Here is a 25,232-nt window from a genome sequence, read left to right as displayed (position 1 = left end):
ACTACCGGAACGTCTCACCCCCCCGGGCGGCCACGCGGAACTCCGCCCACGGGTGACAAATCCCCCACCGGCCGACGCGGAGACGGGTGCTAGTGCCGCTCGCCCGAATGCCCGGCCGCTGGTGGTGCGACAGGCGGAACCGCCTGAGCGCCCGGCGACCCTCGATCACCGGTGCAAGCGGGTCACGTGCCACGAGTACCACACGTGAGCCTGCGCGTCCGTCAGCGAAGCGACCTGGTCGATCACCACCCTCAGCAACCCGGCGTCGTCCTTCGCCGCGTTCCAAGCAGGGACGAACAGCGGGTCCAGCGACTCCGGTGCCCGGCGGGCCAGCGCGTGCACCAGCTCCGCCAGCAGCTCGCGCTGGCCCTCCTGCATCGCCAGCCGGCGGCGGTCGCTCATCACGTAGCGCAGGGCCAGTGCCTTCAGCAGCGCCACCTCCGCCGCCACCTGTTCCGGGACCGCCAGGCGGGCGCGGTAGCGGCTCAGGGGGCTCGTGCCGAACGCCGCGCGGGTGCCCGTGACCGCCGCTGTCGTGAAGCGGCCGACCAGTTCGCTCGTCAGGCGCTTCAGCGCGACCTGGGCGCCCGGCGAGCCGTCCGGTTCCGCCTCGGCCAGCGCGGCCACCGCGGGCAACGCCAGCAGCTCCGTCGCCGCGTTCTCCAATGTGGACACCGACTGCGACGAGAAGTGCTTGGCGGCGGCCTCGGCGACCGCCGCGCGCTCGTCCGGGTGGGCCAGCACGCGCAGCTTGATGCGGCCGGCCAGCACGCCGTCCTCGACGTCGTGGACCGAGTACGCCACGTCGTCCGCCCAGTCCATGATCTGGGCCTCCAGGCAGGTGCGCTCCTCGGGCGCGCCCTCGCGGAACCACGCGAACACCGCGGTGTCGTCCGGGTACACGCCGTACTTCGCCGTGCCGGGCTTGCGGGGCCACGGGTACTTCGTCGTCGCGTCCAGGCACGCGCGGGTCAGGTTGAGGCCCGCCGGGGCGCCGTCGGGGCCGAGGAGCTTGGGCTCCAGGCGGGTGAGGATGCGGATCGTCTGCGCGTTGCCCTCGAAGCCGCCGCACGCCGCCGCGACCTGGTCGAGCGCGCGCTCGCCGTTGTGGCCGAACGGCGGGTGGCCGATGTCGTGCGCCAGCCCCGCGGTGTCCACCAGGTCCGGGTCCGCGCCCAGCTCCTCGGCGATGCCGCGGCCGATCTGCGCGACTTCCAGGGAGTGCGTCAGCCGCGTGCGCGGGACGCCGGTGACCTCGGCGCCCTCCCCCGGCCCGACCACCTGGGTCTTGCCGGCGAGCCGCCGCAGCGCGGCCGAATGCAGCACTCGCGCCCGGTCGCGGGAGAACGCGCTGCGCCCGTCCGCCCGTGCGCCGGGCAGCGCCGCGGCCTTCGCCGGCTCCGGGAGCAGGCGCGCGGTGTCGTGTTCGGTGTAACCCACCCGGTCAGCTTAGGCGGGAGCACCGACAAAAAGCTCAGCCCAGGAAGGTGGCGAACAGGTCGTCGGCCGGGGTCTTGGTCAGCCGGTAGTACAGCAGCGCACCGGTTTCGCGGACGATGTAGCGCACCTGGGTGACGCGCTCCTGCACGATCGGCCCGCTGTGCGTCGGCGCGGTCCAGGCGTCCAGGCCCAGGTCGCCGGCCATCGTCCGGGCGCGGAAGGAGTGCCACGGGTCGCTGACGAGCACCGCCGTGTGCCAGTCGCGGGCTTCGACCTGCTGGGCGACCGCGCGCAGGCTCCGCAGCGTGTCACTGCCCTCGCCGACGGCCAGGGTCGCCGACGCCGGGACGCCGTGCCGGGTCAGCCACAGCTGGCCGGCCCGCGCCTCGGTGAAGTTGTCCTCGGCCTTCTTGCCGCCCGCGGTGACGATCGTCTTCGCGACGCCCGCGTCGTAGAGCTGCTTGGCCTTGACCAGCCGGGCCGCGTAGATGTCCGACGGCCTGCCGTTGTACTGCGCCGCGCCCAGCACCACGATGACGTCGGCGGGCGTCCGGTCGTTTTGGCGGGCGACCTGCCACACCCGGAACGCCGTACCGCCGACGAGCGCCACCACCACGAGGACCACGCCCAGCGCGATCCGGCGCGCCCAGTTCGCGAGCGACGGTTTGGTGCGTTCAGCGGTACCCACCCGCCCCATCTTGTCAGAACGCCGCGGCCCGCTCAGAGCCAGCCGCGCTCCTCGGCGACGCGGACGGCCTCGGCCCGGGTCCGGGCGCCGGTCTTGCCGATCGCGGCGGACAGGTGGTTGCGCACGGTGCCCTCCGACAGGTGCAGGGCGCGCGCCACGTCGGCCACCGTGGCGCCGTCCTTGGCCTCCCGCAGCACGTCCAGCTCCCGCCCGGTGAGCGGGCTGGCGCCGGTGGCGAGGGATTCCGCGGCCAGCGCCGGGTCCACCACCCGGAGTCCACTGTGGACTCGACGGACGGCTTCGACGAGCTGCTCGGGCGGGGCGTCCTTGACGACGAAGCCGGCCGCGCCGGCCGCCATCGCCCGGGCCAGGTAGCCGGGCCTGCCGAACGTCGTGCAGATGATCACCCGGCACGACGGCAGCGCGGCCCGCAGGTCGGCCGCCGCTTCGAGGCCGTCCTTGCCCGGCATCTGGACATCCAGCAGTGCGACGTCGGGCTTCGCTTCGCGCGCGGCGGCGACGACCTCGTCGCCCGAGCCGACCTGCCCGACCACCTCGATGTCGCTTTCGAGCCCGAGCACGGTGGCCAGCGCCCCGCGCACCATGGCCTGGTCGTCGGCCAGCAGCACCCGGATCAAGCGAGTCCTCCCGCGGGTTCGGCGCGCACGGCCGGGGCGGCCGCGCGCGGTTCGGGCTGCGGGACTTCCGCCCGCACCAGCAATCCTCCCCCGGGCCGGACGGACGTCCGCAACGCGCCCCCCACGGCGGCGAGCCGTTCGGAAAGCCCGCGCAGGCCGTTGCCCGCGACGACGTCAGTGGCCCGCCCGTCGTCCTCGATCTCCAGCCAGGTGTCGCCCAGCCGCACCTTCACGTGCTTGGCACCGGAATGCCGCAGCACGTTCGTGACGGCTTCGCGCAGCACGTACCCGAAGGTGTTCTGCAGCTCCGGCCGGACGTTGTCGACGGCGTGCGGCAGGTCGGCGTCGATCTCCGCGGCCCGCAGCGCCGCCCGCGCGCCGACGAGCTCCGCCGAGAGCGACACTTCGCGGTATTCCGAAACCGTCGCGCGGACGTCGGAGAGCGCACTGCGGGTCAGGCTTTCGATCTCGCGGATCTCTTCGACCGTGCGCGGGATGTCCCCGGAGCTCTCCAGCACCCGCCGGGCCAGCCCCGCCTTGACGGTGATCGTGGTGAGGCTGTGCCCGAGCAGGTCGTGCAGGTCGCGGGCGACGCGCTGGCGCTCGTTCGCCACCGCGAGCGTGGCGATCTCCTCGTTGGCCCGCTCCAGCCGCCGCACCGCGCGGACGAGGTTGGCCATGAAGAACATCGCCAGCGTCACCGAGCCGACCGTGATGAGGTCGCCGTAGTCGGCCAGGAACCGGCTCTCGAGCAGGAGCACGACGGCGCCGGCGGCCAGCGCGCCGACGTCCAGGAGCACCGACCAGGCGGCCGGGAGCAGGAACACCAGCACCGCCGTGCCGTAGAGCAGGACGAAAGCGCTCGCGCTGGTCGTCGCCAGCGTCGCGACCCCCAGGACGTTCATCGTGATCCCGAAGGCCAGCTTCACCGGCCGCTCCCGCTGGAAGAAGAACGGGAGAACCGCGTAGCACAGCGCGTACGAGTAGATCAGCAGCCCGGTGAGCACGGCTTGGACCGAGACGCCGGGCTCGGCCAGCAGCGACCGCGTGACCGGCACGAGGAACGGCAGCAGGAACACCACCGACATGACCGACCACCGCAGGCCCTTCGGGCCGCCGCGGCGCCCGGCATCGGGCAGCGGGTCCTCCCACCACGATTCCTTGCTGTTCAGCCCGAACCTGCGCTTCGCCATCGCCGTTCCTCGTTCTTCCGGCCCTCAGACGCGGGCGCTGTCCTTACGGTAACGCCTGATCACGAGCGCTCCGAGCACGACCGTCCACGCTCCCAGCACGCCGGCCGCGGTCGGCAGCGACACCACCATGTCGGTGGTGACGGCGGGCCGCGCCACCTGCAGCACCCAGTACGTCGGCATGATCTGGGCGACGTCGTGCATCCAGCCCGGCATCGACTCGATCGGGATCCAGAGGCCGCCGAGGAAACCCATGCCGAGGGTGACGATCATGTTGACCGGCTGCATCGAATCGGGCGTGCCGAACTGGCCGAGCAGCAGCCCGAGCAACACCAGCGGGATCGTGCCGAGCCAGACGCCGGCGAAGATCCGGACCCAGCCCGCGGCGTCGAGGTGCACGCCCTCGGCCGTCACGGCCAGCAGCGGCACCAGGATCAGCGCGGGCAGCCCCACGAGCATCCCGGAGATGCCCTTGCCCGCCAGGTAACCGGTGCCGGTCAGCGGGGTCAGGCGCAGCTGGCGCTGCCAGCCGACGGCGCGTTCGAGCGCGAGCCGGGCTCCGCTGTTCGTCGCGGCGGCGAACGTCCCGAACGTCATCATGTTGATCATGATCACGGCGGCGATCGCGGCGTGGTCCGGCGCGTCCGCCTTCGTGAAGACGTTGGCCTGCAACAGGAACATCAGCACCGGGAAGGCGACGACGAAGATCAGGAACCGCGGCGCCCGGAAGTTGCGGCGGATCTCGGTGACCAGGTAGGTGGCGTTCATCGGACGGGCTCCGCGGTCTCGTCGGCGGTCAGGGAAAGGAAGGCGCCTTCGAGGCCGACGGCGCTGATTTCGACGTCGTGCACGGCCGGGACGGCGGCCTTGAGCGCCCAGAGCGTCTCGTCGGAGTCGGCACTGGAGATCGCGACGCGGTCGCCGCGCAGCTCGAACTCCTTGACGCCGGGCAGCGCGGCGATCAGCGCCTCGGTGGCGCCCGGGACGGCGGCGCGCAGGGTGCGGCCGCCGGCCAGCGCGCGGACCTCGGCGACGCTCCCGTCGGCGACGATCCGGCCGCGGCGCATCAGCACCACCCGGTCGGCGAACTCTTCGGCTTCTTCGAGGTAGTGCGTGGCGAACACGACCGTGCGGCCGGACTCGGTGAACGCGTACATCGACTGCCAGAACTCGCGCCGCGTCCCGACGTCCATCGCCGCCGTCGGCTCGTCGAGGATCAGCAGGTCGGGGTTGCTGACCAGGGCGATGGCGAAGCGCACGCGCTGCTTCTGCCCGCCGGACAGCTTGTTCGCGCGGCGACCGGCCAGCTCTTCGACTCCGGCGGCGCGCAGGGCTTCGGCCACCGGCATCGGCCGGCGGTGCAGCGCCGCGACCATGCCGACGGTCTCGGCGACGGTGAGGTCGTCCATCAGGGCGCCGCCCTGGAGCATCGCGCCGATCAGCCCGGCGCGGACGGCGTCGATCGGCTTGCGCCCGAACACGCGCACTTCACCGGCGCCGGGGCTGGTCAGGCCGAGGATCATGTCGACGGTGGTGGACTTGCCGGCGCCGTTCGGGCCGAGCAGGGCGACCACCTCGCCCGGGGCGATCGTCAGGTCGAGGCCGTCGACCGCGTGGACGTCGCCGTAGTGCTTCCGCAGGCCGGTGAGGTGGATCGCGGCCCCCGCCGCCACCGCCTGGATGTCTGTTTCTCGCATGCCCCCAGGCTGCCGCCCGGCGGGCCCGGGACCCCAGACCGTGCGTCACGACCTGGCCGTGACAGGTGTCAGGGGTGTCCGGGCCCGGACGGGGTCAGCAGCCGATGAGGCGAGCCGCCAGGTAGGCCTCGAGCTTGTCGATCGCGATGCGCTCCTGCGACATCGAGTCGCGCTCGCGCACGGTCACGGCCTGGTCCTCGAGCGAGTCGAAGTCGACCGTGACGCAGTACGGCGTGCCGATCTCGTCCTGGCGCCGGTAGCGGCGGCCGATCGCCTGCGCGTCGTCGAAGTCGACGTTCCAGTGCTTGCGCAGGGTCGCGGCGACCTCCTTCGCCTTCGGGGTCAGGTCGGCGTTGCGCGACAGCGGCAGCACCGCGACCTTGAACGGCGAAAGCCGCGGGTCGAGCTTGAGCACCACGCGGGTGTCGGTGCCGCCCTTGGCGTTGGGCACCTCTTCCTCGTGGTAGGCATCGACCAGGAACGCCATCATCGACCGGCCGACACCCGCCGCCGGCTCGATGACGAACGGCCGGTAGCGCTGCCCCGACGCCTGGTCGAAGAACGACAGGTCCTGACCCGAGTGGTTCGAGTGCGTGGTCAGGTCGAAGTCGGTGCGGTTGGCGATGCCCTCGAGCTCGCCCCATTCCTGGCCCGCGTTGAACGCGAAGCGGTACTCGATGTCGACGGTGCGCTTCGCGTAGTGCGAAAGCTTTTCCTTCGGGTGCTCGAAGTGGCGCAGGTTCTCGGCCTTGATGCCGAGGTCCTTGTACCAGTTCGTGCGCTCGTCGATCCAGTACTGGTGCCAGCGCTCGTCCTCGCCCGGCTCGACGAAGAACTCCATCTCCATCTGCTCGAACTCGCGGGTCCGGAAGATGAAGTTGCCCGGCGTGATCTCGTTGCGGAAGGACTTGCCGATCTGGCCGATGCCGAACGGCGGCTTCTTCCGCGACGTCGTCTGGACGTTGGAGAAGTTCACGAAGATGCCCTGCGCGGTCTCCGGGCGGAGGTAGTGCAGGCCCTCTTCGGACTCGACCGGGCCGAGGTAGGTCTTCAGCATCATGTTGAAGTCACGCGGCTCGGTGTACTTGCCGCGCGTGCCGCAGTTCGGGCAGGGCACGTCGGACAGGTCGTCCTCGGTGGTCTCCTTGCCGCTGCGCGCGGTGTACTCCTCGGCGAGCTGGTCGGCGCGGAACCGCTTGTGGCACGAGAGGCACTCGATCAGCGGGTCGGTGAAGACGTTGACGTGCCCGGAGGCCACCCACACCTGCCGCGGCAGGATCACCGAGGAGTCGAGGCCGACGACGTCGTCCCGGCCCTGGACGACGGTCTTCCACCATTGGCGCTTGATGTTGTCCTTGAGCTCGACCCCGAGCGGTCCGTAGTCCCACGCCGAGCGGGTACCGCCGTAGATCTCCCCGCTGGGGAAGACGAAACCACGGCGCTTGCACAGGCTGACTACGGTATCGATGGTGTTCGTGGGCACTCCACGCTCCGGAAGCATGCGGGGACGGTTATCGGACTAGAACGTCCAGGGTATCCGCCGGGGCCCAGCGGTTATCGCGCAGGCTACGGCCGCGACACCAGCGACGCCGTCACGACGCGGTTGTCCTCGTAGCCCTCGGTCCCGCCGACGTATTCGCCCCCGCAGGTGACCAGCAGCAGCTTGTGCGGGCCATCGGGGTCGAACAGCTGCTCGGAGCGGCCGGCGAGGTCGGTCTTGTGGACGGTCTCGGCGGCGTCGACGCGGTAGACCCAGGCGCCGCCCGCGGCGTCGGTCAGCTTGACCTCCTGGCCCGGCTTGACCTGCCAGAGTTCCATGAAGGGGCCCTTCTTGCCCTTCCAGTTCACGTGCCCGGAGAGCAGGGCGACGCCGTGGTCAGCGCCGAGCTTGGCGCCCCACCAGGCGGCTTCGTCGAGGCCTTCGGGGATCTTGAGGGCGCCGTCGGCGTCGAGGTCTTCCTGGACGAGCTTCGCGGTGCCGCCGCCGGGGAGGCTCAGGTTCGCGGGGTCGCGGGCGGTTTTCTGCTCAGTGGGTTGACTGGTGGTCTGGTTCGCCGCGGGCGCGTTCGCGACCGCGGGTTCATCCTTTCCGGTGAAGATGAGCAGGGTGGCGACGAGCGCGGCGACGACGAACGCGCCGGCGACGCCGACGATCCACCAGCGGCCGGAGCCGTTCTTCCGCTCCGCCGGGTTCTGCTCCTGCATGGGGTCGGGCTCCTTCGCTCGGTGACTCGGCGAAGGAACACATGCGGCGGCGGGTGCAGGAGGTTGCACCGGGATCGCGCGGCTCGGGCGGCCTCCGGCTGGTCGGCGTCTTGAATGACTCATTCAGGTCGCCGGATGCCCTGAATGAGTCATTCAAGACCTTTGGGGAGCAGCTGCGTGCGCCGGCGACTCAGCTCGGGCGAGGTCCACAGCGGGCCGGGGCCGAGGGCGTGCTCAGCCGGTCGGGCGGGTCACCAGCTTCGCCGTGACCAGGCGGTTCTCGTCGTAGCCCTCGGTGCCGCCCACGTAGTCGCCGCCGCAGGTGACCAGGACCAGGCGGTGGGGGCCGTCCTGGCCGAACCAGCGCCGGGCCTGTTGCGGGAGGGCCTCCTTCGGCAGCGTCACCACCTCTTCGACGCGGTAGACCCAGCGGCCGCCGCGGGCGTCGACGATGCTCACCTCGTCGCCCGGGCGGGTGCGCCACAGCTCGTCGAACGGGCCGCGCTGCCCTTCCCAGTTCACGTGGCCCGACAGCAGCGCCGCGCCGCGGTCCGCGCCCAGCTTCGCGCCCCACCAGGCCGCGTCCGCCAGGCCGCGGGGGATCGGGAGGACGCCCGTGTCGGTCAGTTCCGTGCGGACCAGCCGCGCGGTCGAGCCGTCGGGGAGGCGGACCGTGCCCGGGCGCTGCTGGGCCGCCGATTCGCTGTCCGCGGGCAGCACCGCCGGGGCCGCGTTCTCGCCCGGCAGCGTGCCCGGTGGTGGCGCCGCGATCGGGGCCGACGTCGGGGGCAACCAGGTCAGCACGACGATCCCGGCCGCGAAAGCGGCGACCGCCAGCGCCGCCGCGACGGCGGCCAGCGCGGTGCGGAGCACCTAGTCCGTCCCGGTCTTGCGCCGCCGGCCGAGCAGCAACGCGACCGCCGCGAAGAACACGCCGCCGAAGAGCAGGCCGACGCCGAGCGGGACGCGGGAGCCGTCGCCGTCGGTCGCGGGGGCCGCCGCACCGAGGTAGCCGGCCGGGACCTGCGTCGGGACCGCCGGCTGCGACGCGTTCGTGCCGCCCGCCTGGTTGCCCGCCTTCGCCACGAACCCCTTCGGGACCGAGCAGCTGACCCCGCCGAGCACGATGTTGGTCCGCACGTCCTGCAGCGCGGCGCCCTGCGCGTCCTTGACGTGGGTGGTGATCTCGACGCGCCAGCCGGCGACCGCGGTGAAGTCGCCGCCGCGCCAGCCGTCCTGCCGGATCAGCTGGTCGAACGTGCCGACGCGGATCAGCTTGAGGTCGGAGACCGTGGTGGCCTTGTCGGCGTTCGTGATGTCGCCGGGCGGGCCGAGCCGCAGGTTGGTCAGCTGGAGGCCGGCGGTGCCGCCGGGCACCGGGACGATGCCGAGCGTCCCGTCGGCCTGGCGCACCCACAGCCGGGCCACCGAAGTGGCCGCGGTGAGCTTGGCGGGACCGGTGCAGTCCACCGCCGACTTCGCGCCTTCGAGCACGAGCACGGTGTTGTCGACCGGCTTCGCCGCCCCCTGCCAGACGTCGCGGAGCGCGTAGTTCGTCTCCGCCACCGCGGTGGGCACGGTCGTCGCCTGCAACGCGGCGACGACGTTGTGGTCGCGGCTCGCGACGCCCGGCGGGTACGGGTTCTGCGACGGGCTGTAGCGGCCGAGGTCGATCTGGTAGTGCCCGCCGAAGGTCGCGCGCTCGCCGTCGTCCTTGGGGACGGTGACGCGGTCCGTGCCGAGCTTCGACTGCCCCGGCAGCAGCGGCGAGCGCTGCGTTTCGGTGATGAGGGCGCCGCCGCGCTGACCGTCCCCGCCGATCCGGACCGACGCGATGTTCGCGAACGACACCGGTCCGGTCTTTTCGTCGACGGCCTGCGTCTGCGCCCCGGCCACACCCACTCCGACCAGCGAGAACACGACAGTCGTCAGCGCGGCTGCTTTCGGTGCGAAACGGGTCATGTCTCCCCACTGGTTTTGCTCGGGCGCGGCGCCGGCGTGCGAGAAGCGACGAAACGCTCCGCGACAACCTTGCACCGTCGGCCACGACATGCGAAGCCGAAGAGCCAATATCCCACGAACTCACCCGAACGGGGTAATACAACCTGCCGTACCCCGCAGCTCGGCGCCGGGGCGGGGCTCCCGTCCGGGGGAACACTAGGATGGGCGGGGCCGTTATCGGCAATGACTACGGAATTCATGGTCCGGACGGGCCGGGTGGAGGCGGGCATGGCGATGGTGACCGGGAGTGGCGCCCAGCCGGGTCTCGCGGAGTGCGCGCCGGCCTCGGCCTCGGCGCCGGTCCACCCGTCACCGTCGGTACTGACGGACGCGGGCGACCTGCTGCGCGCGCTGGCCGCGCCGGTCCGGATCGCGATCGTGCTGCAGCTGCGGGCCGCCGACCGGTGCGTGCACGAGCTGGTGGACGCCCTCGACGTCGCGCAGCCGCTGATCAGCCAGCACCTGCGGGTGCTGAAGACCGCCGGGGTGGTGCAGGGCGAACGCCGCGGCCGCGAGGTCGTCTACCGGCTCGCCGACGACCACCTGGCGCACATCGTGGTCGACGCCGTAGCCCACGTGCAGGAAGGAAAGTGATGAACCCCGCCGCGCCGCGCAGCCAGGCCCCGGTGCCCGGGCGCCGATCGACCCGGCAGCGAGCCGCGGTCGTCGAGCTGCTGAGCACCGTCGACGACTTCCGCTCCGCCCAGGAACTGCATGACGAGCTGCGCAAACGCGGCGACGGCATCGGCCTGACGACGGTGTACCGCACCCTGCAGTCCTTGTCGGAGGCCGGCGAGATCGACGTCCTGCGCACCGACTCCGGCGAAGCGATCTACCGGCGGTGTTCCGCGCACCACCACCATCACCTCGTGTGCCGCCTGTGCGGCCGGACGGTGGAGGTCGAAGGACCGGCGGTCGAGCGCTGGGCCGAGAAGATCGCGGCGGAGCACGGGTTTTCGGAAATCTCGCACACGGTCGAGATCACCGGCACCTGCGCGGAGCACTGAGCGAGCCGGTTCACGTTCGCGGAGCGGTGGGCCAGGCCACGTCGTCGATGGCGAGCCAAGGGGCCGCGGCCAGCTCGGTGGGAGTGAGCCCCGCGATCGCCTTGGCCTCGCGGTGCAGGTGGGATTGGTCCGCGTAGCCGCTTCGCGCGGCCGCCGTCGCCACCGCGTGGCCGGCGGCCAGCAGGTGGGCCGCGTGGTCGAAGCGCACCAGCTGGGCCGCTCTCTTGGGGGTCAGCCCGAGCTGGGATCCGAACCGGGACCACAAGCGCTGGCGGCTCCAGCCGACTTCCTCGGCCAGGCCGTCGACCCGGACCCGGCCCTGGACGGCGAGCATCCGGCGCCAGACCCGGACGACCTCGGGTTCGACGCGGGAGCGGGCGGCCATCCGGCGGGTGAGGACGTCCGTCGCGAGGGCGAACCGTTCGTCCCAGGTCGAGGCGGCGCGCAGCCTCTCCTCGAGGCGGGCGGCGTTGCGCCCCCAGACCTCTTCGAGGGTGGCCACGGTGCCGGTCAGCTCGGTCGAGACGTCCAGCAGCGCGGCCGCGACCACCGGGGACAACCGGATCTGGAGGCACGTGCCCTCGCGGCCGCCGGTCCGGAGGTGGCCGGGGAGGAGCCCGGCGACGAAGCTGCCGCGACGGCGTGTCCCGCCGGTTTCGCGGACGATGCCGCCCGTCTCGCTCAGGTCGAGGAACAGCGTGACCGACGGGTGCGCGATCATCGCGATCCCGACGTCCCCGGGGATCCGCTGGCGGAACCCGGCCATCGTGACGCCCGGGAGCCGCGTGGCCGGGCGCGGGACGGCGACCTCCACGTCCGCCCACTTCCAACCGGTCGGCAGCACGTACGCAGCTTAGTACCGCAATGCGGGCGCACGACGCTAGTCGAGCAGGCCCGGCCGGACTCTGGCTATCTCCTCGGCCAGCTTCCGGACCGTGGCGCTGTTCGGCAGTTTCAGTTCCACTTCCGGACCGGCGTTGGGCGGGCCTTTCACCAGCGCCGCGTGGCGGGTGGCGAAGCGCTGGTCCACGGGAGTGAACACCAGGGCCGACCGCGTGGCCTTCGAGTTCGGGTCGCCCTTGACCGGTGGGCGCGATTCCCGGCCGCGCACGGCACGCAACTCCTCCCAGGCGATCAGGTCGGATTTGCGGCCGGCTCGCCACCACAGTCCGCGTTCATCGACGACGAAGCGATGCGTGCGGGGGACGAAGCCGACCATGACCAGCAGGCCGCCCAGCGCGAGCGCGCCGAAGAGGAACGACGCGGCGGCCGGAGGAAGATGGGCTGCTCTCGACGATGCCGACGGGTTCCCGACGTCCGGGAAGAGGGCGACCAACCCGAAGAAAACGAACATGGCCAGGCCGCCGATGAACATCCACCGACCGGCCCGGTACTCGATCACGGGCGTCCCAGGATTGGGTGACCAAGTCTGTTCGGGCACGACTCGGAGGGTAGCCGAAGACGCTGTCGGCAGTGCGCCGCCGTCGCCGCCTGACTGCCGTTGCGGTATCAAGCCGGTGAAGCGTCCGCCGTCGCGAAGTGCAGCAGCAGTTCGCTCGTCGGCTCGGGCGCTTCGAGCAGGGGGATGTGCCCGATGCCGGGGAGCAGTTCGACGCGCGCACCCGGCACCGCGTCGTACCGGTGCGCCGAGCGCGGGTCCCAGCGGGGATCGGCCGCGCCGAACACCACCAGCACGGGCTTTCCCAGTCCGGCGAGGCGTTCGGGGACGCTCCGCTCGGCGATGTACGCGGAGTTGCCGCGCAGGATTCTCCGGAACGTGCGGTAGGTGATGGTCTTCAGGTCGGCGACGGCGTCGTCCGGGATTTCCACCGGACGGGCGGTCGTCGCGCGGATTCCCTTGCGGATCAACGCATCCGAGCGCCGCGGCCACAGGAGCGGGCCGAACGGCGGAGCCAGCAGCGCCCGGACGATCCACGGCTGTGGCAGCAGCGCATCGAGGCTCGGACCGGTGCTGATCAGCGCCAGCGACCGCACCAGGTCGGGACGCTGTTCCGCCAGCGACGCAGCGACGTAGCCGCCGCTGGAGTGCCCGGCAACCGTGACCTGCCGCAGCCCGAGGCCGTCGAGCAGCGCGGCCACGCGGGCGGCCTGCCCGGGCACCGCGTACGACGGCGCGGGCGGCGACTGGCCGCACCCCGGCAGGTCGACCCGGATGACGTGGTGGCGGGTGGCGAGGATCCCGGCCACCGGACCCCAGGAGGCGCCCGAAGCGCCCGATCCGTGGATCAGCAGCAGGGGTGGCGCCTGCCCCGGACCGTCGTGGACGACGTGCATCCCGTGAACAACCATGTGCCGGACGGTAGGCCGCGCCGGATCGTCCGTCTTGGACGAATGTCAGTACTCGTAAGGATCCTTCGGGGTCGGGACCGTCGCCAGCGAGGTCGGGGTGAAGTCCGGTGTGTAACTGTTCGCTCGCGTCGCCGTACCGGGGACCACCTGGCCCGTCACCCGGATCCAGGCGTCGCTCGCGAGGTGGTCCGCTTCGCCGCCGCGGAGGCGGACCGTCACCGGGAAGGCGTCGGCCGCGCAGCAGCTGATCACCAGGCGGGCCAGCAGGGTGCTGCCCTCGGTGTGGACCACGAACCCGGTCAGGGAGACCGTGCGGCCGTTCAAGGTGCCCGCCGCGTCCCAGCCCGCCCGGCTGACGAACTCGTTCACCGCCAGTGGGACCGGGTCGCCGGCCGGCAGCGGCGGGAACGAGGCGGCGTTGGCCGCGGCCGCGCTCGCCGGGACCCGCGCCTCGGTGCGGATCACCGAGTCGGCGCCCAGGGCCGGGGGTGCCACCAGGAACACCGCGAGGACCGGGACCAGCAGCAGCCACGCGGGGCGGGCCGAGTGGGCGTGGCCGTGACCGTCATCGGCGGCCACCGCGGAATCCGCACCGCCGGCAGCCGGGTGCGCGTGGCCGTCGGCGCGGGCCGCCAGCAGGTCGCGGACGATCGCCAGCGCCCCCAGCGCCACCATCACCGCGCCGCCGATGATGATCCAGGGTTGCTGGGCCGGCTTCACGTACCTCAGGTAGTCGCCGTTCACCGCGATCTTGATCAACGCGCCGCCCAGCAGGAGCAGCAGGATGTTCTGCGTCTCGCGTTTCACGCCACCCCCACCAGAAGCCCGGCCACGACCGCGCAGGCCACGGCCACCACGAACGTCGCCGGGGCGAAGCGGACCGCGAACGAGCGGCCGAACGTGCCTGCCTGCAACGCGAACAGCTTGACGTCGACCGCCGGGCCGACGACCAGGAACACCAGCTTCGGCAGCAGCGGCAACGCCGTCAGCGACGCCGCCACGAACGCGTCCGCCTCGCTGCAGAGCGCCAGCACCACCGCGAGCACCGCCATCACCAGCACGCCGAGCACCAGCTGGTCGCCCAGCACGCCGAACCACTTCGCCGGCACCAGCACGTTCAGCGCCGAGGAGATCAGCGCGCCCAGCACCAGGAAGCCGCCGGCCTCCACCAGGTCCGTGCGGGCCGTCTCGGCGAACACCCGCCACCGCTGCCCGGGCGCCACCTCCGGAAGCCGGCGCAGGGCGCGCGAAGTGATCCACTCGAGCTTGCCCCAGCGGGCCCACAGCCAGCCCATCGCCATCGCCGTCGCCAGCGAGCCGGCGAAGCGGGCCAGCACCATCTCCGGCTTGCCCGGGAACGCGACCGCGGTGGCCACCAGCACCACCGGGTTCACCGCCGGCGCCGCCAGCAGGAACGTCAGCGCCGCGGCCGGCGCCACGCCCTGCCCCATCAGCCGGCGCGCCACGGGCACCGACGCGCACTCGCAGCCCGGCAGCGCGACCCCGGCCAGCCCGGCCACGCCGACCGCCGGACCGGACCGGCGCGGCAGCACCTTCTCCAGCACCCGGGCGGGCACGAACGCCGCGATGGCCCCGCTGATCAGCACGCCCAGCACCAGGAACGGCAGCGCCTGGACGCAGACGGCGACGAACACGGTCGACCCCGTGCGCAGCGCCGGCACGTCGAACAGCTGCTGCAGCCAGCCCTGGCCGAGGATCGCGATCAGCAGGATCGCGCACAGCACCTCGACCGAGCTGATCCGGAAGCGGCGGGTGCGCCGGCCGGGCTCGGTGTCGGAAGTGGAAACGATGTTCACGACGACGATGATGCCAGTGCCCACCGACAGGAAGTGACCCGCACGGGTCGCGAACGGTCGGATACGGTCCGTTTCCGACCGGAATCCGCCGTTCGCGGCGGAATCTCCACCCCGGGTGGGTTACACAGAAGCCGCGAACCGGTCAGGCGATCCCGGGCAGGTCGGTCCGCAGCTGCGAGGCCGTCGACACGACCAGCATCAGCAACGTCCCCAAAGCCGACGGGTCCAGGCCGGCGGCCGGGAACGCGTACCGCAGCGTGACGTCGAGCCCGGACTCGGTGTGCCCGACGCCGAGCGTCCCGAACAGCCCCTGCCCCGCCCGCTCGGCGACCGCGACCGACAGCTCCGGCCCGTCCGCCAGGTCCCAGGCGACCACGCAGGTCAGCGAGAGCACGGTGAGCCCCTCGCCGAGCCGGGTCGCCTGGATGACGCACGGGACGTCGCCGTGGGAGAACGTCAGCGCGCCGTCGTCGTCGACGCGCACCTCGAGGTAGCGCTCGAGCGCTTCCTTCGCCTGCGTCAGCAGTTCCGCGGTCTCGGCCGCTTCGGTCGCGCTCACGAGGAAGCCGCCTGGTCGACCGCGCCGCCGAAGCGGCGATCCCGCTTCGCGAACTCCAGGCACGCCCGCCACAGGTGCGTCCGGTCGAAGTCCGGGAACAGCGTGTCCTGGTAGACCATCTCGGCGTAAGCGGACTGCCACAGCAGGAAGTTCGACGTCCGCTGCTCCCCCGACGGCCGCAGGAACAGGTCCACGTCGGGCATCTCCGGCTGGTACAGGTACTTGCCGATGGTCTTCTCGGTGACCTTGCCCGGGTCCAGCTTCCCGTCGGCGACGTCGCGGGCGATCCGCTGCATCGCGTCGCCCAGCTCGGCGCGGCCGCCGTAGTTGACGCACATCGTCATGTTCAGCGCCGTGTTGTGCTTGGTCTTCTCCTCGGCCGCCTGCAGTTCCTTGATCACCGACGCCCACAGCTTGGGACGGCGGCCCGCCCACCGGATGCGCACGCCGATCGAGCCGAGGTAGTCGACCTGGCGGCGGATGGTGTCGCGGTTGAAGCCCATCAGGAACCGCACCTCTTCGGGGCTGCGCTTCCAGTTCTCCGTCGAGAACGCGTACACCGAGAGCCACTTGACGCCGATTTCGACCGCGCCGGCGGCGACGTCGATCATCACCGCTTCGCCGCGCTTGTGGCCCTCGATCCGCGGCAGGCCGCGCTGGTTGGCCCAGCGGCCGTTGCCGTCCATGACCAGCGCGACGTGCTTCGGCACCAGCTCACGGGGGATTTCCGGCGGCTTCGCGCCCGACGGGTGCGGATCCGGGGCCCGCAGCTCATACCGCGACGCCTTGTTCTCGCGTCCCCTGCGCAGCACTGCGAGCCTCCCTGGATGGGGTGAAACCGATCAGCCCGACCCTACTGCCCGGGTACCGCCTGTCCTTCGGGGGTCCGAAGCCCCGATGGCACCGCGGCCTCCCGGGCACGTCGCTCGACCAGGGGCAGCGACCGGAGCTGGCGCTCCAGATGCCACTGCAGGTGCGCCGCGACCAGGCCGCTCGCGTCGCGGCGGGTGCCGGGCAGGGTCGACTCGGCCATCGGCCATTCGCCGTGCAGGAGTGCGGTGAGCAGGTCGAGGACCTCGGGCGCGGGGTGCACGCAGCCGGGAACCCGGCAGTCCTGGCACATCGATCCGCCCGCGGCGACGCTGAACGCGACGTGCGGGCCCGGCAGGCCGCAGCGGGCGCACTCGGTGAGCGCGGGCGCCCAGCCGGCGTAGGACATCGCGCGGAGGAAGAACGCGTCGAGCACGAGGGACGCGTCGCGCTCCCCGGCGGCGAGGGACCGCAAGGCGCCGCAGACGAGGAGGTAGAGCTTGAGCACCGGTTCGCCCTCTTCGGCCGAGAGCCGGTCCGCGGTTTCGGCGATCGCGCTGGCCGCGGTGTAGCGCTGGTAGTCGGCGACCAGCGGCAGCTGGAACGCGTCGACGGTCTCGACCTGGGTGATGACGTCGAGCGTGCGCCCGGTGTAGAACTGCACGTCGACGTGGCCGAACGGCTCCAGCCGGGCCCCGAAGCGGGACGACGTCCGCCGCACGCCCTTCGCGACGGCCCGCACCTTGCCGTGCCGCCGGGTCAGCAGGGTGACGATCCGGTCGGCTTCACCCAGCTTGTGCGTGCGCAACACCACCCCGGTGTCGCGGTAGAGGTTCACCACCCCGACATCGTCCCACTCGTGGGTGATGCCGGGGTGGTGCGCCCCGCGGGAATCAGCAGTAGTAGCCCGAGCAGTAGCTCACACTGGAGGCCGCGGCGAGCGCCACGATCCAGACGATGATCACGGTCACGCAGCTGAGGCCACCGATGATGGTCGCGATCAGGCAGAGCGTCTTGGTCGTCTTCGACGCCTGCTCCGCCATCGCGTAGTTGCCCTGCATCTTGTACGTCTGGACCTCGTTGGACTTCATGATCGCGAAGATCGCGAGGATCCAGAAGAGGAAGATGCAGCCGATCGCCCAGCCCTTGTAGTCCTTGATCTGGTTGATGTCGCCACCACCACCGGGCATGCCGTAGCCGGGGGCGCCGAACCCACCGGTGGGCGGCTGGCCGTACGGAGCGGGCTGGCCGTACGGCGCCGGCTGGCCGTAGGGCGCGGGCGTGCCGCCGGACGGCGGGCCGTAGCCCGGCTGCTGCGGCTGCTGGCCGTAGGGCTGCTGCTGGCCGTAGGGATTGGTCATGAACTTCTACCCCAACTACTCGTGATTTCCCGCCGGGTCACCCCGGCGGTGCTGCAGGAAGTGCTAGTGCTGGCCGAACTGGCCCGGGTCGATCTTGCGGGTCTGCTCGGCCTCGTCCTGGTTTTCGGGACGCAGCATCTGGGTGCGTTCGGCCTGCTCGTCGAAGGCGGACGCGCCGCCGGCGCCCGGGCGCAGCATCTGCGTGCGCTCGGCCTGCTCGTCGAACGCGGACCCGCCCGGCGGCGGGGCGAGCGGCTGACCCGGCTGCGGGAAACCGCCGGAGGGCGGCTGCGGCTGGCCGAACCCGCCCGGCGCGGGCTGCGGCGGGAACCCGCCGGACTGCGGCTGGTCGAACCCGCCGGGCTGCGGCTGCTGGCCGAAGCCGCCCGGCTGCGGCTGGCCGAAACCACCCGGCGCGGACTGCTGCTCGAAGCCACCGGAAGCCGGCTGCTGCGGAAAACCACCCGGCGCCGACTGCTGCTCGAAACCACCGGAAGCCGGCTGCTGGCCGAAACCGCCCGGCTGCGGCTGGCCGAAACCACCCGGGGCGGACTGCTGCTCGAAGCCACCGGAAGCGGACTGCTGCGGGTAACCGCCCGGCGCGGGCTGGCCGAACTGGCCGGCCGGCGGGTAGCCGCCGGCGGCCTGCTGCGGCGCACCGAAGGGCGCGCCCGGGGCGGCGTCGGCCTGGACGACCACGGTTCCCATGATCTTGTCGGCCAGTGTCTGGGACTTGTCGTCCCACAGCGGCCACAGCCAGCCGACGTAGCAGATGACGTTGTCGACGAAGTGGGCCAGGTCGCGCACGAAGGCCAAGCCCGCGCCGACCGGCTGCCCGGTGTCCTCGCGGACCAGCTTGATCTTCGCGACCCGCTTGCCCAGCGACTGCCCGGTGCCGCCCTGCTGGATCCACCGGTTGTAGACGGTCCAGCCGAGCCAGGCGAGCCCGCCGATCACGGCCAGGAGCGAACCGGCGTCCCCGCCGGCGAACGACGCGGGGATGACGATCAGGTACAGCAGGACGACGGGTCCGAAGTCGACGAGCCAGCCGAGGGCGCGCTGCCCCCATTGCGCGTAGTTCCGCGGGGCGCCGAACGGAGTGCCTTGCTGGCCGAAGGGGGCCGCCTGCCCGAACGGCGCCGGCTGGCCGTACGGCGGTGGCGCCTGGCCCGGCTGCGGCTGTCCGAACGGCTGCTGGCCGCCGGGCTGCTGCCCGAACGGCTGCTGACCGTAGGGATCGGTCATTGGGTCTTCCCCTCGCTGGTCACTTCCCCGACGCGCGGAAACGGATCCGCCCTCATCGGTCCGGTCCGCGGGAGCGTACTCGGTCGGGTCACGACCGCGCCTCCCAGGCGTCGGCTGCCCGGGTGACCCCGCTCGCCGGTTCGACGGGCCCGGTCCGCGCCCGGTTCCGCCGCGTGCCGGTTCAGACGCGCAACGCCGTGAACGGCGCGAACGGCAGGTTGCGGATGACGAACCAGACGACGAACACGATGGAAAACGTCAGCGGTGTCCAGCGCCAGTGCAGCCAGCTGTCCATCGCGCGGCCGCGCAGGCGCCCGAGGGTCCACGTGGCCGTGCTCCACACGAACAGCAGCACGACCACGAACGACACGGCGTTGTAGTGCAGGGCCGCCGGGATGTCGCCGTGCATCAGGCTGTACGCCATCCGCATGCCGCCGCAGCCGGGGCAGTCGATGCCGAACAGCGCCTTCGTCGGGCAGACGGGCAGGAACCCGCCCGGGGTGGTCGGATCGCCGACCCAGACGACCGCGCAGCACACGCCGAGCCCGGCCACGAGGGCCAGCGGCGGCGCGAGCGCGCGCAGCTTGGCCTTCGTGCCCCGCGCCGGGATTCCCGTGTAGACGGTCGTCGCGGTCACGGCGCGAACCGGTCCGCGTTGGCGCCGACGACCACGATCATCACCACGATGAAGATGACGTAGAGCACCAGGAGGATCCCGGTCGTGATCGCCGACCACATCGCCCACTTGCGAGCGTCGTCGGCGGCCTTCCGGGCTTCGGCGTGGAGTCCCTGGAACCACAGCGAACTGACCTGGCTGGACTTCACGATCGAGACGATGCCCAGCGGCAGGCAGCAGAGCACCGTGCTCAGGATCGCCCACACCATGTTGTTGTCCGGCGGCGGCCCGTAGTTCGGCGGCGGATAGCCGTAGCCGTAGCCGGGTGGCGGCCCGCCCGGGGGCGGGTACGGCGGCGGGTACTGGTCGGTCACCGGGATCCTCCTGCTGTTCGGCTACGTCAGTATGACGTCGTGCCCGTGCCGAACGTGAAGACACCCGCGATCATCAGGATGATCCACAGCACGAGCCACGCGACACCGACGACCGCCGAGATGATCGCCCACTTCTTGGCGGAGTCGGCGGCTTCCTGCGCGGCGGCGGTCTGGCCCTGCGCCCAGAGCCCGTTCACCTTCGCGGCCTGCACGATCGACACGACGCCGAACGGGAGGCAGCAGAGGATGGTGGTGAGGATGGCCCACACCAGGTTGTTGCTCGGGGGCGGGCCCGGCTGGTACCCGCCCGGCTGGCCGCCGGGGTAGTTCGGCTGCCCGCCGGGCTGGTCGCCGGGGTAGTTGGGCATGCCCTGGCTGTCGGTCATTTTCGGTCGTTCCCCTTCGTCGTGCTCCATGGACGACCACCGGTTCGCCGCCGCCCCGATCGGCCGCGGTGTGGTCGAGGTGCGAACTGTAGGGGTACCGATCCGCCCGCGTGCGGGGATTGCTCCCGTCGCGACCGAAATGAGACCAGGAATTCAGAAGCCGAGGCGCCGCAGCTGACGGGGGTCGCGCTGCCAGTCCTTGGCCACCTTGATGTGCAGGTCCAGGTAGACCTTGGAGCCGAGGAGCCGTTCGATGTGCTTGCGCGCGGTGGCGCCGACCTCGCGCAGCCGCTCGCCCTTGTGCCCCAGGATGATGCCCTTCTGGCTGGGCCGCTCCACGTACAGGAACGCGTGCACGTCGATGAGGTCGTCGCGGCCTTCGCGGGGCAGCATCTCCTCGACGGTGACGGCGATCGAGTGCGGCAGCTCGTCGCGGACGCCTTCCAGCGCCGCCTCGCGGATCAGCTCGGCGACCAGGGTCTGCTCGGGCTCGTCGGTGAGCTCGCCGCCCGGGTAGAGCTGCGGGCCTTCGGGAAGCCGTTCGACGAGCAGCTTCGCCAGCGTGTCGACCTGGAAGCCGTCCACTGCGGACACCGGGACCAGCTCGGCGAACTCCATCACTTGCTGCAGGGCAAGCAACTGTTCGGCGACCTGCTGCGGCTGGACGAGGTCGGTCTTGGTGACGATGCCGATCACCGGCGTTCGCTTGGCGATCTTCGTCAGCTCCGCGGCGATGAACTTGTCGCCGGGGCCGATCTTCTCGTTCGCCGGCACGCAGAACCCGACGACGTCCACTTCGGACCACGTCGTGTGCACGATGTCGTTGAGCCGCTCGCCGAGCAGGGTGCGGGGGCGGTGCAGGCCGGGCGTGTCGATGAGGACGAGCTGGGCGTCCTCGCGGTGGACGATGCCGCGGATGGCGTGCCGGGTGGTCTGGGGCTTGCTGGAGGTGATCGCGACCTTGGTGCCGACGAGGGCGTTGGTCAGCGTCGACTTCCCCGCGTTGGGGCGGCCGACGAAGCAGGCGAAGCCGGAGCGGTGTTCCGTCATCGCTCGAGCACCTCGAGCACCGTGCCGTCCGGGGCGGCCAGGATGATCGGCGCGTGCTTCGCGATGTCGCGGACCGCGTGCACGGACGCACCCTTGAGCAGGCCTTCTTCGCTGACGACGGCGGCGGCTTCGATACCCTCGGCGCCGCTGGACAGCGCGGCGGCGACCGCGGCCTGGAGCGCGGTGAGCTTGAAGGACGGCTGGTCGACCGTGCCCGCGGCGTAGGTGCGGCCGTCGGTGTCGCGGACCGCGGCGCCCTCGGGGGCCTGGATGCGGGCGCGCGAGGACCGGGCCAGCACGACCAGCTTCTGGTCATCCGCCTCGAGGTCAGGCATGTTCGACGCTCCTGTCGCGTTCGTCGGGGTGGGGTACACGGGTGCGGCGGCGGGTGGTCCGGTCGGCCGGGTCCGTCATCGCGTCGGCGTCGGCCGGGTGCACCACGACGGAGGTGATCCGCATGCGGCCGCGCCGGTCCTTGCCCCCTTCGGCGAACAGCCGAAGGCCGGCGACCTCGGCTTCGGCCCCCGGCAGCGGGACCCTACCGAGTCGTTCCGCGAGCAGCCCGCCCACGGTCTCGACGTCGTGGTCTTCGAGGTCGATGCCGAACAGTTCGCCCAGGTCGTCGACGCTCATCCGGGACGACACGCGGACGGCGCCGCCGTCGAGCTCCTCGACTTCGGGGCGCTCGTCGGCGTCGGACTCGTCGGTGATCTCGCCGACGATCTCTTCGAGGACGTCTTCGATGGTGAGCAGGCCGGCGGTGCCGCCGTACTCGTCGACGGCGATCGCCATGTGGTTGTGCGTGCGCTGCATTTCCTTCAGCAGCTCGTCGAGGCGCTTCGAGTCGGGGACGAAGGACGCTTCGTTCATCAGCGTGCTGACGATCGTGCTCGCGCCGTCCGGATCCATGTACGCGGCCATCAGGTCCTTGATGTTGACGACGCCGACGATGTCGTCGACCGATTCGTCGATCACCGGGAGCCGGGTGAAGCCGGTGCGCAGCGCGAGCGCCAGCGCTTGCCGGACGGTCTTGGTGCGCTCGATCCAGACGATCTCGGTGCGCGGCACCATGACTTCGCGGGCGACGGTGTCGCCGAGTTCGAAGACCGAGTGGATCATTTCGCGCTCGGAGTCCTCGACGACGCCGCGTTCCTGGGCGAGGTCGACGAGTTCGCGCAGCTCGACTTCGGAGGTGAACGGGCCTTCGCGGAAGCCCTGGCCGGGCGTGATGGCGTTACCGATGAGGATCAGCAGCCGGGACAGCGGGCCGAGGACGGAGCCGAGGACGCGGACGGGCCCGGCGATGTAGCGGCCGATGCGGTAGGGGTGCTGGCGGCCGAGGGTGCGGGGGCCGACGCCGATGAGGACGTAGCTGACCACGACCATGACGACGGCGGCGACGAACACGGCCAGGCCGAGCGGCGCCAGCCGGGTGCCTGCGAACACCGTGACCAGCACGGTCGCGGTGAGCTCGCAGCCGAGGCGGAGCAGGAGCAGCAGGTTGATGTGGCGCCGTCGTTCGGCGACGACCGCGGAGAGGTGGCGGGCGCCGGGCAGCCCGAGCCGGGCGAGGCCGTCGGCCCGGGCTTGCGAGACGGTGCTGATCGCGGCGTCGGCCGCCGCGAAGACGCCCGCCAGGAGGACGAGCGCGATCGCGAAGAGGAGCTGGACCATGACCGGCGGCTAGGGTCTCGCGTCGGTGGTCCGGCGGCCGAGCTGACCTGCGGGGCGGGACACTACGGCGTTTCCCCGGCCGGCTTCTCGGCCGCGTCGAGCCCGGCGATGCCGAGGACGCGGTCGTCGGTGCTGCGCTGGGCGTCCTGCTTGTCCAGCGCGGCGACCGCCTCCTGGTACTCGCCGAGGATCCGCTTCTGGAGGGCGAACATCTCGCGTTCCTCGGCGGGCTCGGCGTGGTCGTACCCGAGCAGGTGCAGGCAGCCGTGCACGGTGAGCAGGTGCAGCTCGTCGATCAGGGCGTGGCCCGCGGTCTTGGCCTGGTCCTTGGCGAACGCCGGGCAGAGCACGATGTCCCCGAGCAGCGCCGGTGACGCGTCGGGCGCGTCGGGGCGGCGGGAGGAGTCGAGCTCGTCCATCGGGAAGGCCATCACGTCGGTGGGACCGGGCAGGTCCATCCAGCGTTCGTGGAGGTCTTCCATGACGTCGAGGGTGACGAGGAGGATGGACAGCTCGGCGAGCGGGCTGACCTCCATCTTGTCGAGGGCGTAGCGGGCGGCGGAGACGATGGACGTCTCGTCGACGTTGACGCCGGACTCGTTGGCGATCTCGATGCTCAACGCCGGTTGCCCTTCCAGCCGTTGCCCTGCTGTCCCTGCGCGTCCTGCACGGCCTGCCACTTCTCGTAGGCGTCGACGATGTCGCCGACGAGCTTGTGCCGGACGACGTCCTGGCTGGTCAGCTCGGCGAAGTGCAGGTCGTCGACGCCGGTGAGGATGTCGCGGACCACCCGGAGGCCGCTGCGCTGCCCGCTGGGCAGGTCGACCTGCGTGATGTCACCGGTGACGACGATCTTGGAGCCGAAGCCGAGCCGGGTGAGGAACATCTTCATCTGCTCGGGCGTGGTGTTCTGCGCTTCGTCGAGGATGATGAAGGCGTCGTTGAGGGTGCGGCCGCGCATGTAGGCGAGCGGCGCGATCTCGATGGTGCCGGCCTGCATGAGCCGCGGGATGGACTCGGGCTCGACCATGTCGTGCAGCGCGTCGTAGAGCGGCCGCAGGTAGGGGTCGATCTTCTCGTTGAGCGTGCCGGGCAGGTACCCGAGCCGCTCACCGGCCTCGACGGCGGGCCTGGTCAGCACGATCCGCGTGACCTGCTTGGCCTGCAGCGCCTGCACGGCCTTCGCCATCGCCAGGTAGGTCTTGCCGGTACCGGCGGGCCCGATCCCGAACACGACGGTGTGCTTGTCGATGGCATCGACGTACCGCTTCTGGTTCAGCGTCTTGGGCCGGATGGTCTTCCCGCGCCGCGAAACGATGTTGAGACTGAGCACCTCGACCGGCGACGCGTCCCCGGTCGACAACATGCCGATGGTGCGCCGCACGGTGTCAGGGCCCACCTGCTGCCCCCCGCCGGCGAGCTGCACCAGCTCGGCAAACACACGCTCCGCGAACGCCACATCGGCCGGCGAACCGGTCAAGGTGACCTCGTTACCCCGAACGTGCACATCGGCGGCAAGCAGCTCTTCGGCAACCCGAAGGTTCTCATCGCGAGACCCCAGCAGGCTCAGAGCGGCAGCATCAGGAATGGGAAACCGCGACTGCGCAGCCTGAACAGCGCCATCCTCGGTCTTGGCGACGTCCCCGGGGACGTCGGGTCGGGCGGCACCACCCGGTACGGTTCCGGCCACGTGGCCTCAGGCCTGCTTTCTCGGTGAGTGACGACTGGACCCCACCGATGCTACTGGCACCCCCCGACAAGACGCAGGCCGGTTTACGCACCGACCCCGAACAACCCGAGCGGCTCCCCACCCAAGACATGGGCATGCACGTGAAAGACGGTCTGCCCGGCATCAGAGTCAGTGTTGAAGACCACCCGATACCCGGTCTCCAGGACGCCCTCGAGCTCGGCAACCCGCCGTGCGGTCAGCGCGACGTCGGCAAGCAACTGCGGATCGGCGGCAGCCAGCTCCCCCAAGTTCCGATACCGCTTCTTGGGCACCACGAGCACATGAACCCGAGCCTGAGGCCGAATATCCCGAAAAGCAAAGGTCGTCTCATCCTCATAGACGACATCAGCAGGGATCTCACCGGCAATGATCCGCTCGAAGAGAGTCTCGTCCTCGCTCATGCAAGCACCCTACCGAGGCGGTGGAAGATGCCGC

The 25,232-nt window shown here is 71.4% G+C and carries 31 protein-coding genes; 2 read left to right on the top strand and 29 right to left on the bottom strand.

The window, feature by feature from the left end; translation table 11 throughout:
• Positions 1-165: 165 nt before the first annotated feature.
• The 10 genes from H4696_RS47715 to H4696_RS47670 all read right to left on the bottom strand — a co-directional run bounded on the left by H4696_RS47715 (position 166) and on the right by H4696_RS47670 (position 9,820).
• Entirely contained in the window at positions 166-1,440 is a 1,275-nt protein-coding gene (locus tag H4696_RS47715; protein WP_086864635.1) for a deoxyguanosinetriphosphate triphosphohydrolase, read from the bottom strand.
• Positions 1,441-1,474: 34 nt separating this feature from the next.
• Positions 1,475-2,128: a YdcF family protein gene (locus tag H4696_RS47710; RefSeq protein ID WP_086864636.1), complete on the bottom strand. Its 654-nt coding sequence runs from the start codon at positions 2,126-2,128 to the stop codon at positions 1,475-1,477.
• A 32-nt stretch (positions 2,129-2,160) separates the two neighbouring features.
• Positions 2,161-2,766 (bottom strand): response regulator transcription factor, encoded by a 606-nt coding sequence (locus tag H4696_RS47705; RefSeq protein ID WP_086864637.1) that lies wholly within the window; start codon positions 2,764-2,766, stop codon positions 2,161-2,163.
• Positions 2,763-3,959: a sensor histidine kinase gene (locus H4696_RS47700; protein WP_086864638.1), complete on the bottom strand. Its 1,197-nt coding sequence runs from the start codon at positions 3,957-3,959 to the stop codon at positions 2,763-2,765. The genes H4696_RS47705 and H4696_RS47700 overlap by 4 nt, the downstream gene beginning before the upstream one ends.
• A gap of 24 nt (positions 3,960-3,983) precedes the next feature.
• Positions 3,984-4,724, bottom strand: coding sequence for an ABC transporter permease (locus H4696_RS47695; RefSeq protein WP_086864639.1), 741 nt, complete (start codon positions 4,722-4,724; stop codon positions 3,984-3,986).
• On the bottom strand, positions 4,721-5,653 hold the full coding sequence (locus tag H4696_RS47690) for an ABC transporter ATP-binding protein (protein ID WP_192782936.1): 933 nt from the start codon (positions 5,651-5,653) through the stop codon (positions 4,721-4,723). Before H4696_RS47690 ends, H4696_RS47695 begins: the two co-directional genes overlap by 4 nt.
• A gap of 94 nt (positions 5,654-5,747) precedes the next feature.
• A complete protein-coding gene (locus H4696_RS47685; RefSeq protein ID WP_086858951.1) occupies positions 5,748-7,136 on the bottom strand; it encodes a glycine--tRNA ligase in 1,389 nt (462 codons plus the stop codon).
• 83 nt (positions 7,137-7,219) lie between these two features.
• On the bottom strand, positions 7,220-7,858 hold the full coding sequence (locus tag H4696_RS47680; protein WP_086858950.1) for a class F sortase: 639 nt from the start codon (positions 7,856-7,858) through the stop codon (positions 7,220-7,222).
• 234 nt (positions 7,859-8,092) lie between these two features.
• Positions 8,093-8,731: a class F sortase gene (locus tag H4696_RS47675; RefSeq protein WP_086858949.1), complete on the bottom strand. Its 639-nt coding sequence runs from the start codon at positions 8,729-8,731 to the stop codon at positions 8,093-8,095.
• Positions 8,732-9,820 carry a hypothetical protein gene (locus H4696_RS47670; protein ID WP_086858948.1) on the bottom strand — a complete coding sequence of 363 codons (1,089 nt, stop codon included), beginning with the start codon at positions 9,818-9,820 and terminating at the stop codon, positions 8,732-8,734.
• Positions 9,821-10,087: 267 nt separating this feature from the next.
• Here H4696_RS47670 and H4696_RS47665 point away from each other — a divergent pair, with 267 nt between their 5' ends.
• Positions 10,088-10,453 (top strand): ArsR/SmtB family transcription factor, encoded by a 366-nt coding sequence (locus H4696_RS47665; protein WP_086858953.1) that lies wholly within the window; start codon positions 10,088-10,090, stop codon positions 10,451-10,453.
• On the top strand, positions 10,453-10,866 hold the full coding sequence (locus H4696_RS47660; RefSeq protein ID WP_086858947.1) for a Fur family transcriptional regulator: 414 nt from the start codon (positions 10,453-10,455) through the stop codon (positions 10,864-10,866). The genes H4696_RS47665 and H4696_RS47660 overlap by 1 nt, the downstream gene beginning before the upstream one ends.
• A gap of 10 nt (positions 10,867-10,876) precedes the next feature.
• Here H4696_RS47660 and H4696_RS47655 read toward each other — a convergent pair whose 3' ends face one another.
• The 19 genes from H4696_RS47655 to H4696_RS47565 form a co-directional block, all read right to left on the bottom strand.
• Positions 10,877-11,710 carry a helix-turn-helix domain-containing protein gene (locus H4696_RS47655; protein ID WP_249026967.1) on the bottom strand — a complete coding sequence of 278 codons (834 nt, stop codon included), beginning with the start codon at positions 11,708-11,710 and terminating at the stop codon, positions 10,877-10,879.
• 36 nt (positions 11,711-11,746) lie between these two features.
• Positions 11,747-12,268: a hypothetical protein gene (locus tag H4696_RS47650; protein ID WP_249026966.1), complete on the bottom strand. Its 522-nt coding sequence runs from the start codon at positions 12,266-12,268 to the stop codon at positions 11,747-11,749.
• A gap of 107 nt (positions 12,269-12,375) precedes the next feature.
• Positions 12,376-13,176 carry an alpha/beta fold hydrolase gene (locus H4696_RS47645; protein ID WP_225956018.1) on the bottom strand — a complete coding sequence of 267 codons (801 nt, stop codon included), beginning with the start codon at positions 13,174-13,176 and terminating at the stop codon, positions 12,376-12,378.
• A gap of 45 nt (positions 13,177-13,221) precedes the next feature.
• Complete coding sequence (locus H4696_RS47640; protein ID WP_086858944.1) at positions 13,222-13,983, bottom strand: TIGR03943 family putative permease subunit; 762 nt, start codon at positions 13,981-13,983, stop codon at positions 13,222-13,224.
• Positions 13,980-14,987, bottom strand: a complete 1,008-nt coding sequence (locus H4696_RS47635; protein ID WP_169734948.1) for a permease — start codon at positions 14,985-14,987, stop codon at positions 13,980-13,982. The genes H4696_RS47640 and H4696_RS47635 overlap by 4 nt, the downstream gene beginning before the upstream one ends.
• 148 nt (positions 14,988-15,135) lie before the next feature.
• Complete coding sequence (locus H4696_RS47630; RefSeq protein WP_086858942.1) at positions 15,136-15,552, bottom strand: YbjN domain-containing protein; 417 nt, start codon at positions 15,550-15,552, stop codon at positions 15,136-15,138.
• Positions 15,549-16,364, bottom strand: a complete 816-nt coding sequence (locus H4696_RS47625; RefSeq protein WP_086858941.1) for an isoprenyl transferase — start codon at positions 16,362-16,364, stop codon at positions 15,549-15,551. The genes H4696_RS47630 and H4696_RS47625 overlap by 4 nt, the downstream gene beginning before the upstream one ends.
• A 41-nt stretch (positions 16,365-16,405) precedes the next feature.
• Positions 16,406-17,203 (bottom strand): DNA repair protein RecO, encoded by a 798-nt coding sequence (recO, locus tag H4696_RS47620; protein WP_086858940.1) that lies wholly within the window; start codon positions 17,201-17,203, stop codon positions 16,406-16,408.
• 52 nt (positions 17,204-17,255) lie between these two features.
• Entirely contained in the window at positions 17,256-17,723 is a 468-nt protein-coding gene (locus tag H4696_RS47615) for a CD225/dispanin family protein (protein WP_086858939.1), read from the bottom strand.
• Positions 17,724-17,786: 63 nt separating this feature from the next.
• Positions 17,787-18,968 (bottom strand): RDD family protein, encoded by a 1,182-nt coding sequence (locus H4696_RS47610; protein WP_086858938.1) that lies wholly within the window; start codon positions 18,966-18,968, stop codon positions 17,787-17,789.
• 181 nt (positions 18,969-19,149) lie between these two features.
• Entirely contained in the window at positions 19,150-19,605 is a 456-nt protein-coding gene (locus H4696_RS47605) for a DUF2752 domain-containing protein (protein ID WP_086858937.1), read from the bottom strand.
• Entirely contained in the window at positions 19,602-19,958 is a 357-nt protein-coding gene (locus H4696_RS47600) for a CD225/dispanin family protein (protein WP_086858936.1), read from the bottom strand. Before H4696_RS47600 ends, H4696_RS47605 begins: the two co-directional genes overlap by 4 nt.
• Positions 19,959-19,984: 26 nt before the next feature.
• The gene (locus H4696_RS47595) at positions 19,985-20,344 is read right to left on the bottom strand and encodes a CD225/dispanin family protein (RefSeq protein ID WP_086858935.1); all 360 of its coding nucleotides are present in this window, start codon (positions 20,342-20,344) and stop codon (positions 19,985-19,987) included.
• 153 nt (positions 20,345-20,497) lie between these two features.
• Entirely contained in the window at positions 20,498-21,394 is an 897-nt protein-coding gene (era, locus tag H4696_RS47590; protein ID WP_086858934.1) for a GTPase Era, read from the bottom strand.
• Complete coding sequence (locus tag H4696_RS47585; RefSeq protein WP_086858933.1) at positions 21,391-21,729, bottom strand: cytidine deaminase; 339 nt, start codon at positions 21,727-21,729, stop codon at positions 21,391-21,393. Before H4696_RS47585 ends, era begins: the two co-directional genes overlap by 4 nt.
• Positions 21,722-23,068 (bottom strand): hemolysin family protein, encoded by a 1,347-nt coding sequence (locus tag H4696_RS47580; RefSeq protein WP_086858932.1) that lies wholly within the window; start codon positions 23,066-23,068, stop codon positions 21,722-21,724. The genes H4696_RS47585 and H4696_RS47580 overlap by 8 nt, the downstream gene beginning before the upstream one ends.
• Before the next feature lie 62 nt (positions 23,069-23,130).
• Positions 23,131-23,688 carry an rRNA maturation RNase YbeY gene (gene ybeY, locus H4696_RS47575; RefSeq protein WP_086858931.1) on the bottom strand — a complete coding sequence of 186 codons (558 nt, stop codon included), beginning with the start codon at positions 23,686-23,688 and terminating at the stop codon, positions 23,131-23,133.
• Positions 23,685-24,758, bottom strand: coding sequence for a PhoH family protein (locus H4696_RS47570; RefSeq protein WP_125314690.1), 1,074 nt, complete (start codon positions 24,756-24,758; stop codon positions 23,685-23,687). The genes ybeY and H4696_RS47570 overlap by 4 nt, the downstream gene beginning before the upstream one ends.
• Positions 24,759-24,841: 83 nt before the next feature.
• A complete protein-coding gene (locus H4696_RS47565) occupies positions 24,842-25,198 on the bottom strand; it encodes a histidine triad nucleotide-binding protein (RefSeq protein WP_086865526.1) in 357 nt (118 codons plus the stop codon).
• Positions 25,199-25,232 lie beyond the last annotated feature (34 nt).

The sequence above is a fragment of the Amycolatopsis lexingtonensis genome (assembly GCF_014873755.1).
GTDB lineage: Bacteria > Actinomycetota > Actinomycetes > Mycobacteriales > Pseudonocardiaceae > Amycolatopsis > Amycolatopsis lexingtonensis.
The sequence above is the reverse complement of the archived record's forward strand: the minus strand, read 5'-3'. Positions and strand labels throughout refer to the sequence as shown.

What these genes read in the sequence shown, in the direction of transcription:
- H4696_RS47700 (WP_086864638.1), bottom strand. Translation starts at nt 3,959, where the DNA reads ATGGCGAAGCGCAGGTTCGGGCTGAACAGCAAGGAATCGTGGTGGGAG.
- H4696_RS47695 (WP_086864639.1), bottom strand. Translation starts at nt 4,724, where the DNA reads ATGAACGCCACCTACCTGGTCACCGAGATCCGCCGCAACTTCCGGGCG.
- H4696_RS47690 (WP_192782936.1), bottom strand. Translation starts at nt 5,653, where the DNA reads ATGCGAGAAACAGACATCCAGGCGGTGGCGGCGGGGGCCGCGATCCAC.
- H4696_RS47680 (WP_086858950.1), bottom strand. Translation starts at nt 7,858, where the DNA reads ATGCAGGAGCAGAACCCGGCGGAGCGGAAGAACGGCTCCGGCCGCTGG.
- H4696_RS47670 (WP_086858948.1), bottom strand. Translation starts at nt 9,820, where the DNA reads ATGACCCGTTTCGCACCGAAAGCAGCCGCGCTGACGACTGTCGTGTTC.
- H4696_RS47665 (WP_086858953.1), top strand. Translation starts at nt 10,088, where the DNA reads ATGGCGATGGTGACCGGGAGTGGCGCCCAGCCGGGTCTCGCGGAGTGC.
- H4696_RS47660 (WP_086858947.1), top strand. Translation starts at nt 10,453, where the DNA reads ATGAACCCCGCCGCGCCGCGCAGCCAGGCCCCGGTGCCCGGGCGCCGA.
- H4696_RS47645 (WP_225956018.1), bottom strand. Translation starts at nt 13,176, where the DNA reads ATGGTTGTTCACGGGATGCACGTCGTCCACGACGGTCCGGGGCAGGCG.
- H4696_RS47615 (WP_086858939.1), bottom strand. Translation starts at nt 17,723, where the DNA reads ATGACCAATCCCTACGGCCAGCAGCAGCCCTACGGCCAGCAGCCGCAG.
- H4696_RS47610 (WP_086858938.1), bottom strand. Translation starts at nt 18,968, where the DNA reads ATGACCGATCCCTACGGTCAGCAGCCGTTCGGGCAGCAGCCCGGCGGC.
- H4696_RS47595 (WP_086858935.1), bottom strand. Translation starts at nt 20,344, where the DNA reads ATGACCGACAGCCAGGGCATGCCCAACTACCCCGGCGACCAGCCCGGC.
- era (WP_086858934.1), bottom strand. Translation starts at nt 21,394, where the DNA reads ATGACGGAACACCGCTCCGGCTTCGCCTGCTTCGTCGGCCGCCCCAAC.
- H4696_RS47585 (WP_086858933.1), bottom strand. Translation starts at nt 21,729, where the DNA reads ATGCCTGACCTCGAGGCGGATGACCAGAAGCTGGTCGTGCTGGCCCGG.
- H4696_RS47580 (WP_086858932.1), bottom strand. Translation starts at nt 23,068, where the DNA reads ATGGTCCAGCTCCTCTTCGCGATCGCGCTCGTCCTCCTGGCGGGCGTC.
- H4696_RS47565 (WP_086865526.1), bottom strand. Translation starts at nt 25,198, where the DNA reads ATGAGCGAGGACGAGACTCTCTTCGAGCGGATCATTGCCGGTGAGATC.